Here is a 13,955-nt window from a genome sequence, read left to right on the forward strand (position 1 = left end):
CGGGGCGATGTAAGGGGCGGCCTTTAGGGGTCGGCGGCTCATAGCCTGCGGAAGGCGCCGCCCTCCCCTCCCTTTCCCTTCGCCTTTCTCTTTTTCGCGGTCTCTGAACCGTTCCAGCCCGACCCCACAGGAAACCGGAGTACCTTCCATGAGCGAATCGACCGCCGAGCCCATCCCGTTCCCCTTCCCGGACCCGTCCTTCATCGGTGACCTGCCTCCCGAGCTGGCGGAGATCCGCGACGGTGACTCCGTGGTGGAGGTGAAGTTCCCGGACGGCATGGGCGGCTGGCTGGTGACCAAGCACGCCGACATCCGCAAGGTGCTCGTCGACCCCCGGTTCAGCAGCAAGGTCATGGCCGCCGCGGCCGCCGCGATGTCGGAGACCGAGACCGGCAAGCTGATGAACGAGTCCCTCGTCGGCATGGACGCCCCGGAGCACACCCGGCTGCGCAAGCTGGTGTCCCGTGCCTTCACCGCCCGCCGCATGGAGCTGATGCGTCCGCGCGTCAAGCAGCTGGTCGCCGAGTACCTCGACGAGATGCAGGCCAAGCCGCAGCCGGTCGACCTGGTCAAGAACTTCGCGCTGCCGCTCCCGGTGCGCGTGATCTGCGAACTCCTCGGCGTACCGGCGGAGGACCAGGACACCTTCCACGCCTGGTCGAACGCCCTACTCGGTGACTGGCAGCAGGTCGTCGAGAAGGAAGCCGCCACGGTGTCCCTGGTGAACTACTTCACCGCACTGGTCACGGCCAAGCGGGAGCAGCCCGCCGACGACCTGATGAGCGACCTGATCCGCATCAGCGAGGACGACGAGACGCTCACCACGCGCGAGATCGTCGCCCTGTCCATCGGCATCCTCAGCGCCGGCCACGAGACCACGGCCAACCAGATCGGCATGTTCGTCCTGACGCTGCTGCACAACCCGGACGAGCTGGCGAAGCTGCGGGCCAACCCCGAGGCCGTCCCGCAGGCCGTGGAGGAGCTGCTGCGCTTCGTGCCGCTCACCACGACCGGCGGGATCATCCCGCGCCTGACCACCGCCCCGGTCGAGCTGAGCGACGGCCGGACGCTGCCGGCCGGTGTCGTGGTGATGCCCGCCGTGGCGACCGGAAACCGTGACCCCGAGCTGTTCGAGGACGGCGAGCAGCTGAACCTCTCCCGTCAGCCCAACCCGCACCTCGCGTTCGGCGCCGGCATCCACCACTGCCTGGGTGCGCAGCTGGCCCGCATCGAGCTGCAGGAGGCGCTGTCCGCCCTGCTCGCCCGCTTCCCGGACCTCGCGCTGGGGGTCCCGGAGTCGGAGCTGCGGCTCAAGCCGGCCTCGATCGTCCGCGGCCTGGAGTCGCTTCCCCTCACCTGGTAGTACTCCGCTCCCGTACGGCGTCGGCCCCCTGGACCTGAAGTGGTCCCGGGGGCCGACGCCGTTGTGCGGGGCCGGCCCCGGACCCCGGACCCTTGACCACCCTCCCCACGTCCCCGTGTGCCCCGCCGGCCGCGACAGCCCTGCGGGGCACCTCCGCTCGGGCCCCGGTCGGCGGCACCCGGGGTGCCGGGGCTCCCCCGCGAGGGCCGGCCGGTCCCGTACGCCGCGGCGCAGGGGGCCACGCCGCTCGCCCGCCGCGCCGGTGCCTCCGTACGGGCACGGAGGCACGCGAAGGGGCCGCGCTCCTCACGGAACGCGGCCCCTGGAACCACCGTGCGGTTACCGCTGCGCGAGCAGCCACTCGTGGATGGCGGCGGCGGTCACGTCACCGTTGCCCTCCAGCATCGTGTAGTGGTTGCCCGGCACGTCGATGGCGTCGTGCTCCAGCGGCCACACGGCCTGCCACTTCTCCGGCGGCGGGCCGACCTCGCCCGGCTCGACGCCGAAGCACTCCGAGGCCCGGACGAGCAGCGTCGGGGTCTTGATCTCCTTCGGCTGCCAGTGCTCGAACAGGGCGAAGTAGGCGGACATCGCGGTGAGACGGTTTCCGGTCATCCGACCGAAGTCCTTCTCCAGCTCCAGCGCCTTGCCCTCCATCACGGGAACGATGTAGGAGGTCTGGTCGTAGCCGGCCAGGTAGCTGTCGATCAGGACCAGCCCCTGCGGGTGGATGCCCCGTTCCTCCAGCCGCGCGGTGACCTCGTGGGCCACGCGACCGCCGGACGAACGCCCGGTGAGGACGAACGGAGTGCCCTCCGTCAGCTCCTCGATGCGCCGTACCGCGTACGCGACGGCGGCGTCCACGCTGTCCGCGACCGGCTCGCCCGTCACGAAGCCGGGCAGCATCAGCGACCACACGTCACGGATGCCGCGCAGCGGCTCGGCCAGCGCCACCAGTTCCTGGTTGCTGGCCCAGACCGACTGCGACGGGAAGCCGATGATCTTCGGGAAGGCCTCACCCGCACCGAGCCGCACGAGGCCCGGTCCCTTGCGCACGTCGGCCGGGTCCGAGAAGTTCTCGCGCAGGTCGACCGAGTTGCGCAGCACGCTGTGCCCGATGTCCAGGCGCCCGATCTCGACGGCCCGCCGGTACATCGCTTCGACACCGTTGATCACGGCGATCCCGCTGGTGTCCGCGGGGGCCTCGGCCGGCTCCGGCTGCTGGGCCGGCGCGGCCGGCGCGGCCGGCGCGGCGGCGGGTGCGACGACGGAGCCCTTGAGCTGTTCGCTCAGTTCGGCGGCGAGGGCGGCCGGCGTGGGGTGGTCGAAGACCACGGTGGACGCCAGGCGCAGTCCGGTGAGCTCGTTGAGCCGGTTCCGCAGCTCCACGGACGTCAGCGAGTCGAAGCCCAGCTCCGCGAAGCCCTGACCGTCCTCGATCGCCTCCGCACCGGAGTGGCCCAGGACGTGTGCGACCTCGGAACGGACCAGTTCGGCCAGTACGGAGAGCCGGTCGGCCCCGGCCGCTGCGGCCAGCTGCTCGTGCAGCCGGGAGGTGGCCCGGGCGTCGGAGCGGGCGGCCCGCCGCTGCGGAGCACGCACCAGCCCGCGCAGCAGCGGGGGCACCTGCTGTTCGCCGGTGGGCCGGGCGACCGTGGTGTTCAGGCGCATCGGGACCAGGACGGCCTCGTCGGCGACGGCGAGTGCGGCGTCGAAGGCCGCCATGCCCGTCTCGGCCGTGAAGGCGGTGACGCCTCCGCGGGCCATCCGGGCACGTTCGGCCCGGCCGAGCTCGGCTCCCATGCCGCCGGGCTGCTCCCACCAGCCCCAGGCGAGCGAGGTACCGGCCAGGCCGGCCTCGTGGCGTTGCGCGGCGAGGGCGTCCAGGAAGGAGTTCGCGGCCGCGTAGTTGCCCTGCCCCTGGCTGCCGAGCATGCCGGCGGCGGAGGAGAAGAGGACGAACGCCCGCAGCTCCGCGTCCCGGGTGAGCTCGTGCAGGTGCCAGGCGGCGTCCGCCTTGGTCCGCAGGACGGTGTCGACGCGCTCCGGGGTCAGCGACTCGATCGTCGCGTCGTCGAGCACACCCGCGGTGTGGACGACTCCGGTCAGCGGCTGCCCGGCCGGTACGTCGGCCAGCAGGGCTTCCAGGGCGGTCCGGTCCGCCACGTCGCAGGCGGCCACCCTCACCTCGGCGCCCAGTCCGCCCAGTTCGGCGACCAGGTCCGCCGCGCCGGGCGCGTCGGCGCCGCTGCGGCTGGCCAGCACCAGGTGCCGTACGCCGTGTTCGGCCACCAGGTGCCGTGCGACCACGGCGCCCAGGGCACCGGTGCCGCCCGTGATCAGGACCGTGCCCTCGGGACCGAAGGCCCCGGCGCCCTCGGGCGCCTTGGTGTTCCTGGCCAGCCTGGGCGCGCTCGCGCCGCCCGCACGCAGGGCGAGCTGCGGTTCACCGGTGCCGAGAGCCGCCGGCAGCGCGCGGTAGGAGGCGGCGTCGTCGTCCAGGTCGATCAGGACGATCCGGTCCGGGTGCTCCGACTGTGCCGTTCGCACCAGGCCCCAGACGGCCGCGCCGCCGATGTCCGTGGTCCGGTCCGTGTCGAGGACCGGGACAGCCCCCCGGGTCAGCAGCAGCAGCTTCGAACCCGCGAGCCGTTCGTCGGACAGCCAGTGCTGGACGGTCTCCAGCACGCGGTGCGCCGCGTGGTGAGTGGCCGCGAGGACACCTCCCTGGTCACCGCCGAAGCAGGTCATCGCCACGACGGCCGGGGCGGGGGTACCCGATTCCACGGTGTCGAGGAGGGACTGCGGGTCGAGGTACGGCGTACCCGAGAGACCCGCTTCGACGAGGCGGGGCCGGAGCGACAGCGGGTCGAAGCCGAGCATCGCCCATTCGCCCGAGACCTCGCGCGAGCCGAGCGGCACCGGGGTCCACGTCAGGGTGAACAGCGAGTCCTGGCGCGGCGCGGAGCCGGAGCCGATGAACTGGTCCAGTGCGGGATCCCGCATCGTCAGCGAGTCGACCGTCGCGACCGGCAGGCCGGAGTCGTCGGTCACCAGCACCGACACCTCGGAGCGGCCCGCGGGTGCCAGGTGGACCCGTACGACCGACGCGTGGGTGGCGTGCAGCCGTACTCCGCTCCAGGCGAAGGGCATGCCCCCCTTGATGGGCTCGCGGTCCGCGGTGCCACCGAGGATGCCGAGGGCGAGCGGCTGGAGCGCCGCGTCCAGCAGGGCCGGGTGCACCCCGTACCCGCTGTCCTCGCCGTCGGCCTCCTCGGGTAGCCGGACCTCGGCGAACAGCTCGCCGTCCTTGTCCCACAGCGCCCGCAGGCCCTGGAACACCGGCCCGTAGGCGAATCCGGCCTCGGCCAGGTTCGGGTAGAAGTCCTCGACGGGGATCTCCGTCGCGCCGGCCGGGGGCCACACGGTCACCGGCTCGGGGGCCGTGTCGGCCGCGCCGCCGTCGGCGAGCAGACCGGAGGCGTGCCGGGTCCACTGCTCGTCGTCGCCGTCGCCGTCCGCGCGGGAGTACAGGCTGATCGGGCGCCGGCCGGATTCGTCGAGTCCGCCGACGAGGATCTGGATGGCGCGGCCGCCCTGCTCGCCCAGCACCAGCGGGGCTTCCAGGGTGAGTTCGTCGATCAGCTCGCAGCCGACCTGGCTCCCGGCCCGCAGGGCCAGTTCCACGAAGGCGGTACCCGGCAGCAGGGCCGTGCCCAGCATGGCGTGGTGGCCGATCCAGGGCTGGGCGGCCAGGGAGAGCCGGCCGGTGAACAGGAAACCGTCGGACTCGGGCAGCGCGACCCCGGCGCCGAGCAGCGGGTGCCCGGTGGCGGTCAGTCCGATGGAAGCGGGATCCCCGCCGGTGGCCGACATGGAGTCCAGCCAGTAGCGCTTGTGCTGGAAGGCGTACGTGGGCAGGCCGACCGTGCGTGCGCCGGTCCCGGCGAACAGGGCCTTCCAGTCGACCGGGGTACCCGCGGCGTGGATCCGTCCCAGGGCCAGGGCCAGGGAGGCGGCCTCGGGCTGGTCGCGGCGCAGGGCGGGCACGCACGTCGCGCGGGTGCCGGTGTGGCCGTGGTGGTCGAGGGTCTCCTCGGCCATGGCGGTCAGCTCCCCGCCCGGGCCCAGTTCGAGGAAGGTGTCGACCCCGCGGCTCATCGCGGTCGCGACGCCGTCGGCGAAGCGGACCGTGCCGCGGACGTGCCGGACCCAGTAGTCCGGGGTGGTCAGTTCGTCGCCCGCGATCTCACCGGTCAGGTTCGAGACGAGCGGGATGCGGGGGGCGTGGAACTCCGCCGTGGCCAGGACCTCGCCGAACGTGGCGAGCATCGGCTCCATGCGCGCCGAGTGGAACGCGTGGCTGACCGTCAGTTCCTTCGTGCGGCGGCCTTGTTCACGGAAGGTCCCGGCCAGGGCGCGCACCGGCTCCTCGTCGCCGGAGAGGACCACCGAGCGCGGGCCGTTGACCGCCGCCACGGACACCCCGTCGGGCAGCTCGGGGAGTTCGTCGTAGGTGGCCTGCACGGCCAGCATCGCTCCACCGGACGGCAGGGCCTGCATCAGCCGGCCGCGGGCGGCCACGATCCGGCAGGCGTCGGGCAGGGACCACACGCCGGCCACGTACGCCGCGGCCAGCTCACCGATGGAGTGGCCCAGCAGTACGTCGGGCCGTACGCCCCACGAGCTGACCAGCTCGTACAGCGCCACCTCGAAGGCGAACAGTCCCGCCTGGGTGAACACGGTCCGCGAGAGGGCGGAGCCGTCGGCGAACACGACGTCCTTCACCGGCTGGTCCAGCAGGGTGTCCAGCTGGGCGCACACGGCGTCGAAGGCCTCGGCGAAGACCGGGTAGGCGTCGTACAGCTCCCGACCCATGCCCTGGCGCTGCGCGCCCTGGCCGGTGAACAGGAAGGCCGTCCTGCCGTCGCCGGCGACGCCCCGCGCCGCACCGGCCGGGGACCCGCCCTCGGCCAGCGCCGCCAGACGGTCCAGGAGCTCGTCCCGGTCCGCGCCGACGAGCACCGCGCGGTGTTCCAGCTTCGCCCGGGTGGCCGCCAGCGAGAAGCCCACGTCCAGCGGGCGGACGTCCTGCTCCCGCAGGTGGTCGGCGAGCCGCCGGGCCTGGTCCCGCAGGCCGTCCTCGGAGCGGGCCGAGATCACCCACGGCACCACCGGGGCGTCTTCCCCGGAGCCCGCGACATCCGCCGTGGGCTCCTGCGGCGCGGACCCGGTGTCCTCGGGGGCCTGCTCCAGGATGATGTGCGCGTTGGTGCCGCTGATGCCGAACGCGGAGACGCCGGCGCGGCGCGGACGGCCGGTCCGCGGCCACTCGCGGTTCCCGGTCAGCAGCTCCACCATGCCCGCGGACCAGTCCACCTGAGGGGTGGGCTCGTCCACGTGCAGCGTCTTGGGCAGCACGCTGTGCTTCAGCGCCAGGACGGACTTGATGACGCCCGCCACGCCGGCGGCGTACTGGGTGTGCCCGATGTTCGACTTGACGGAGCCGAGCCACAGGGGCCGGTCCGCGGGCCGGTCCTGGCCGTAGGTCGCCAGCAGGGCCTGCGCCTCGATCGGGTCGCCGAGGGCCGTGCCGGTGCCGTGCGCCTCCAGCATGTCGACGTCCGCCGCGCCGAGACCGGCGGAGGCCAGGGCCTGCCGGATCACGCGCTGCTGCGAGGGGCCGTTCGGGGCGGTCAGACCGTTGGACGCGCCGTCGGAGTTCACGGCGGAGCCACGCAGTACGGCCAGCACGGGACGGCCGTCGCGCACGGCGTCCGAGAGGCGCTGGACGGCCAGCATGCCGACGCCCTCGCCCCAGCCGGTGCCGTCCGCGGCCGCCGCGAAGGCCTTCGCCCGGCCGTCGCCCGCGAGGCCGCCCTGCCGGGAGAACTCCACGAAGGCGCCGGGCGTGGCCATCACGGTCACGCCGCCCGCGAGTGCGAGGTCGCACTCGCCGTTGCGCAGTGCCTGGGCGGCCAGGTGCAGGGTCACCAGCGAGGACGAGCAGGCGGTGTCCACCGTCACGGCCGGTCCTTCGAGGCCGAGGGCGTAGGCGACGCGGCCCGACATCACGCTGCCCGAGGCGCCGGTGAGGGCGTAGCCGCCCGCGGCCTCGGTCGAGCTCATCAGTACGGTCGTGTACTCCTGCGGGGTACCGCCCACGAACACACCGGTACGGCTGCCGCGCAGCGCGGACGGGTCGTAGCCGGCGCGCTCCAGCGTCTCCCAGGAGATCTCCAGCAGCAGCCGCTGCTGCGGGTCCATCGACAGGGCCTCACGGGGCGAGATGTCGAAGAACGCCGCGTCGAAGTCGGCGGCCTCGGCCAGGAAGGCGCCCTGGCGCGCCGAGCCCGACTCCGCGATGAAGTCGTTCATGGCCAGACCCTGCCAGCCGCGATCGGCCGGGAAGTCCGTCATCTCGTCGCGGTTCTCGACGAGGAGCTGCCAGAGGTCCTCCGGGCCGCGCACCCCGCCGGGGAACCGGCAGGCCATGCCGACGATCACGATCGGATCGTCGTCCGTCGTCCGCAGGACCGGCGGAGCGGCGGCCGCGGTACTGCCGTCGAAGAGCTGCTCGTGCAGGTGGTTGGCGATGCGCTGCGGGGTGGGGTAGTCGAAGACGATGGTGGCGGGGAACCGCAGTCCGGTCGCCGCGTTGAGCCGGTTGCGCAGCTCCATGGCGGTCAGCGAGTCGAAGCCGAGGTCCCGGAAGGGCCGGTGTGCCGTGATCTCGTCCGTGGTCTGGTGCGTCAGCACGGCCGCGGCTTCGGTGCGTACGAGTTCCAGCAGACGGTCGTGCTGTTCCGGAACGGTGAGTCCGGCGAGGCCCTCGCGCAGTGCGGAGCCGGACGACTCGTCCTCGGTCGGTACGACGGCGTCCTCGCTCAGGACGCGGGCCACCTCGGGGATGTCCTCGATGAGCGGGCGTCGGCGGGCCATGGTGTAGCCGGGGGTGAAGCGTTCCCAGTCCATGTCCGTGACGGTCAGCGCGGTCTCGTCCTGCTCGATGGCCTGCCGCAACGCCTCGATGGCCAGGGCCGGGTCCATCTGTCCGACGCCGCGCCGCGACAGTTGCTCGGCGGTGCCGTCGACCGCCATGCCGGTGTCCTGCCAGCCGCCCCAGGAGACGGAGGTCGCGGTCAGACCGCGACTGCGGCGGTCCCAGGCCAGACCGTCCAGGTAGGCGTTGGCGGCGGCGTACGCGCCCGTCCCCGCGCTGCCCCAGACGGCGGCGCCGGAGGAGAACAGCACGAACGCGTCCAGCGGCAGGTCGGCGGTCAGGGAGTCGAGGTGACGTGCGCCCTGGACCTTGGCGGAGAAGATGTCGTCGAAGTGTTCGGGGGTGGCCAGGGCGAGTTCGGCGTAGCCGGATATGCCGGCGGTGTGGAAGACGGCGGTCAGCGGGTGGTCGGCCGGAACGGCTTCGATGATGGCCGCGAGGGCGTCGCGGTCGGTGACGTCACACGCCACGACCGACACCTCCGCGCCCAGCCCCCGCAGCTCGGCCGCGAGCTCTGCCGCGCCTTCGGCCGCCTCACCGCGACGGCTGAGCAGCAGGAGATGCTCCGCACCGTCCTTCGCCAGCCAACGCGCCAGATGCGCACCGATACCACCGGTACCACCGGTGATCAGCACCGTGCCCCGCGGATTCCACTCCCGGACCGGAACGGGGCTGCCGCCCAGGGGCGCACGGACCAGACGGCGGGCGTACGCGCCCGACGACCGCACCGCGACCTGGTCCTCACCCTCGCCCGCGGCGAGCACACCGGTGAACCCGGCAGCCACCCGCTCGTCCCACACGAGAGGAACGTCGACCAGACCACCCCACGTACCAGGCTGCTCCAGACCAGCCACCTGACCCAGCGCCCACAGCTGCGTCTGTACGGGGCTGACCGGATCGGCCGATCCGACGGACGCGGCGCCCTTGGTCAGCGCCCAGAGCCGGCCCGTCACGGAGGCATCGGCCAGGCCCTGGAGCAGGGCCAGTGTCGCCGTTACAGCAGAGTCCTCGTCCCAGCCGAGGAGGGACACGACGCCTTGCACGTCGGGAGTCTCCGCGAGCCGTGCGGCCAACGCCGCACGGTCGAGACCGGAACCGACCGCGATGGAGGTCACCTCGGCGCCGGCCGCCGCGAGGGCGTCCCGGACCTCCTCCACCGGAGCCCCACCACCCGGCGTCACCAGCAGCCACGCACCCGACAGACGACCGGAGGTGGGCACCGTGACCGAACGCCACACCGTGCGGTACCGCCACGAGTCCAGAACGGAACGCTCACGACGGCCCTTGCGCCACGCCGACAGCGCCGGAACCACCGGCTCCCACGCATCGACCGCACCGCCGTCGACCAGCTCCGCCACACCCGCCGCGTCCACGCGCTCCACCGCACCCCAGAACGCGGCGTCGACAGGATCGGCGGCGGCTTCCGCCACCGGTGCCACGACGTCCGCGATCCAGTAGCGCTGGTGCTGGAAGGCGTAGGTGGGAAGATCGACCCGGCCCGCCCCGGAGCCGGTGAACAGCTGGTTCCAGTCGACCTGGGCACCGGCCACGTAGGCCTCGGCCAGCGAGGTCAGGAAACGCTGCGCACCGCCTTCCTCACGGCGCAGCGAACCGATGGCGGCCCCGGCGCCCAGCACGCTCTCCTGCGTCTCCTGGATCGCCATGGTCAGCACCGGGTGCGGGCTCGACTCGACGAAGACGCCGTATTCCTGTTCGGCCAGCAGGCGGGTGACCGGCTCGAACTGGACCCGCTCGCGCAGGTTCCGTACCCAGTACCCGGCATCCAGACCGGCCGTGTCCATCCGCTCACCCGACACCGTCGAATAGAAGGCGACGGGCGAGGACGTCGGCCGGATGTCGGCGAGTTCCCGCAGGAGGTCCTCATTCAGGACATCCACCTGCGCCGAATGCGACGCGTAATCCACCGCGATACGACGCGCCCGCACACCCTCCGCCTCACACGAGGCAAGGAGCGCGTCCAGAGCGTCCGGCTCGCCCGACACCACCACAGAAGCAGGCCCGTTGACCGCGGCCACTCCGATGCGACCGTCGAAGGGAGCGATCCGCTCTTCCACCTCCGACACCGGGAGGGACACCGAGACCATGCCGCCCTTGCCGGACAGCTTCTCCAACACCAGGCGGGAGCGCACCGCGGCCACCCGGGCGCCGTCCTCCAGGGACAGACCACCGGCGACGCACGCGGCGGCGACCTCGCCCTGCGAGTGGCCGATCACCGCGGCCGGCTCCACACCGAAGGAACGCCACACCGCGGCGAGGGACACCATCACGGCCCACAGCACCGGCTGGACCACGTCCACCCGGGCCCACAGCGGATCGTCCGCCTCACGGAACACGACGTCCCGCAGCGACCAGTCGACCAGCGGCGACAGGGCCCGCTCGCACGCCTCCATCGAGTCCGCGAACACCGCGGACGCATCCCACAGCTCACGGCCCATACCGACCCACTGCGAACCCTGACCCGGGAACACGAACACCACACCACTGCCGGCGTCTCCGGTACCCCGGACGAGGCCCGGCAGGTCGCGGCCCTCGGCCAGCGCCTCCAGTCCTTCCGGCAGCGTGCCGCCGGCCTCGGCGAAGAGCACGGCACGGTGGGCGAGCTGGGACCTCGAACTCAGCAGGGAGAAGCCGACGTCCGCGACGTCGAGGCCGTCCTCGGCCCGCAGGTGTTCCCGCAGGCGCGCCGCTTGGTCGCGCAGAGCGGCCTCGGTGTTGCCCGAGATCAGCCAGGGGAGCACGGCGGGCGAGGTGGACAGGGCCGGCGCGGCCTCGTCCACCGGCTGCGCTTCCACCGGCTCGGCCTCGGGGGCCTGCTCCAGGATGACGTGCGCGTTGGTACCGCTGATGCCGAACGAGGACACACCCGCACGACGCGGACGACCCGTTTCCGGCCAGTCCTGCGTGGCGGTGAGGAGCTCCACCTCGCCTTCGGTCCAGTCGATCTGGGTGCTCGGATTCTCGGCGTGCAGGGTCTTGGGGAGTACCCCGTGCTGGAGTGCGAGCACGCTCTTGATGACACCGGCCACACCCGAGACCGCCTGGGTGTGCGCGATGTTGGACTTGAGGGAGCCGAGCCAGAGGGGGCGTCCGTCGTGCCGGTCCTTGCCGTAGGTGGCGAGCAGGGCCTGGGCCTCGATGGGGTCACCGAGCGTCGTGCCCGTACCGTGCGCCTCCACCATGTCCACGTCGGCGAGGGTCAGTCCGGCGTTGGCGACCGCCTGGCGGATCACCCGCTGCTGCGAGGGACCGTTCGGGGCACTCAGACCGTTCGACGCACCGTCCTGGTTGACCGCCGAACCCCGGATGACCGCGAGGACGGGGTGACCGTTGCGGCGCGCGTCCGAGAGCCGTTCGAGCAGGACGACCGCGGCGCCCTCGCCCCAGCCGATGCCGTCGGCCTCGTCGGAGAACGCCTTGCAGCGACCGTCCGCGGCCAGACCGCGCTGCCGGGCGAAGGTGACGAACGCCGAGGAGGTCGCCATCACCGCGACGCCGGCGGCGAGCGCCAGGGAACAGTCGCCCTGGCGCAGCGACTGGGCCGCGGAGTGCAGGGCGACCAGCGAGGACGAGCAGGCCGTGTCCACCGTGACGGCGGGGCCTTCCAGCCCGAGCACGTACGAGACGCGGCCGGACATGATGCTCGCCGAACCGCCGGTGATCGCGTATCCCTGGTCGGTCGGCGAGTTCATCAGCTTGACGGTGTGCTCGATGGCCGTACCGCCGACGAAGACGCCGGTACGGCTGCCCCGCAGGGACACCGGGTCGATACCGGCCCGCTCCAGCGCCTCCCACGAGGTCTCCAGCAGCAGCCGCTGCTGGGGGTCCATGGTCATTGCCTCGCGCGGGGAGATGCCGAAGAACCCCGCGTCGAAGTCACCCGCGCCGTGCAGGAACGCACCCTCCCGGGTGTAGGTCGTCCCCGGGCGGTCGGGATCGCTGTCGAAGAGCGAGGAGAGGTCCCAGCCCCGGTCGTCCGGGAAACCCCCCACCGCGTCAACCCCGTTGACGACCATGTGCCACAGCTGTTCCGGCGAGTCCACGCCGCCTGGCAGCCGGCAGGCCATGCCGACGACCGCCAGCGGCTCGCGTGCGCGGTCCTGGCTGTCTTGGAGCTGCTGACGAGTCTGCTGTAGTTCAGCCGTGACTCGACGCAGATAGGTACGGAGTTTGTCCTCGGTCATCGTGAAACCCCACTCTGAAGCAATTGAAGGCCCGGCAGCTGTGTGTTCAGGACACGCCCAGGTCGCGGTCGATGAAGTCGAAGATCTCGTCGTCGGTGGCGGCTTCGAGATCGGTGGTGGAGTCCCTCTCGGTGGATCCGAGCTTGCTCATGAGGTCTCGCAGGTGTTCGACGATGTCCTCACGGGCCTGGGGGTCCGGTGCGACGCTGTCCAGCGCCTGGCCGATCCTGGCCAGCTCCCGCCTGATGTCCAGGACATCGGAGAGGTCGCCCTCTCCCCCCTTGGCGAGTTCGGCCAGGAGGTGGGTGGCGAGCCGCTGCGGGTTCGGGTGATCGAAGACGAGGGTGGCGGGCAGCCGCAGGCCGGTGGCCCGGTTCAGGCGGTTGCGCAGGTCCATCGCCGTCAGGGAGTCGAAGCCGAGCTCCTGGAACGGCCGGTTCGGGGTGATGTCGGCGGTCGACGCGTGGGACAGCACCTGGGCCGCCTCGCCGCGCACCAACGCCAACACCTGTGCGTGCCGTTCGCCGTCGGTCAGGCCGGCCAGACGAGCCTTCAGGTCTGCCCCGGCGGTCGCGTCCTCGGGCGTTTCCGCCGTGTCCTCGGTGTCGCCAAGGACGCGGGCCACCTCGGGGATGTCCTCGATGAGCGGGCGTCGGCGGGCCATGGCGTAGCCGGGGGTGAACAGCTCCCAGTCCATGTCCGTGACGGTCAGCGAGGTCTCGTCCTGCTCCAGGGCCTGCCGCAGGGCCAGGGTCGCCTGCGCGGGGTCGAGCAGGCGCACACCACGGCGCAGGAGCTGCTCGGCGTTGCCGTCCTGGGCCATCGCGGTGTCCTGCCAGCCGCCCCAGGAGACGGAGGTCGCGGTCAGACCGCGGGACCGGCGCTCGCGGGCCAGACCGTCCAGGAACGCGCCCGCGGCAGCGTTGGCGCCGTTGTTCGCGCTGCCCCAGACGGCGGCGCCGGAGGAGAACAGCACGAACGCGTCCAGCTCGACGCCCAGTTCGGACGTGATCTCGTCCAGGTGGCGCGCACCGCGCGTCCTGGCCGACAGCTGGCCGCCCAGTCCGGCCGCTTCGATTTCGTCCAGCGGGCCGTGCCCGGCGACGCCGGCGGTGTGGAAGACGGCGGTCAGCGGGTGGTCGGCCGGAACGGCTTCGATGATGGCTGCGAGGGCGTCGCGGTCGGTGACGTCACACGCCACGACCGACACCTCGGCGCCCAGACCCCGCAGCTCGGCCGCAAGTTCTGCCGCGCCTTCGGCCGCCTCGCCACTACGGCTGAGCAGCAGGAGGTGCTCCGCACCGTCCTTCGCCAGCCAACGCGCCAGATGCGCACCGATACCACCGGTACCACCGGTGATCAGCACCGTGCCCCGCGGATTCCACTC

Annotated in this window: 3 protein-coding genes; 1 reads left to right on the forward strand and 2 read right to left on the reverse strand. The window is 72.5% G+C overall.

The features are described from left to right. The first annotated feature begins 148 nt into the window (after positions 1-148). Positions 149-1,363 (forward strand): cytochrome P450, encoded by a 1,215-nt coding sequence (locus tag BCL76_RS25165; protein WP_109781643.1) that lies wholly within the window; start codon positions 149-151, stop codon positions 1,361-1,363. 339 nt (positions 1,364-1,702) lie between these two features. Here the strand turns inward: BCL76_RS25165 and BCL76_RS25170 are convergent, their stop codons facing one another. Both BCL76_RS25170 and BCL76_RS25175 read right to left on the reverse strand, forming a co-directional pair. Next, entirely contained in the window at positions 1,703-12,568 is a 10,866-nt protein-coding gene (locus BCL76_RS25170) for a type I polyketide synthase (protein WP_109781644.1), read from the reverse strand. 46 nt (positions 12,569-12,614) lie between these two features. Then, on the reverse strand, positions 12,615-13,955 hold a 1,341-nt coding region (locus BCL76_RS25175), incomplete at its 5' end, for a type I polyketide synthase (RefSeq protein ID WP_146228420.1).

It is taken from the genome of Streptomyces sp. CG 926 (assembly GCF_003148825.1).
In the GTDB taxonomy this organism is placed as follows: Bacteria; Actinomycetota; Actinomycetes; order Streptomycetales; family Streptomycetaceae; genus Streptomyces.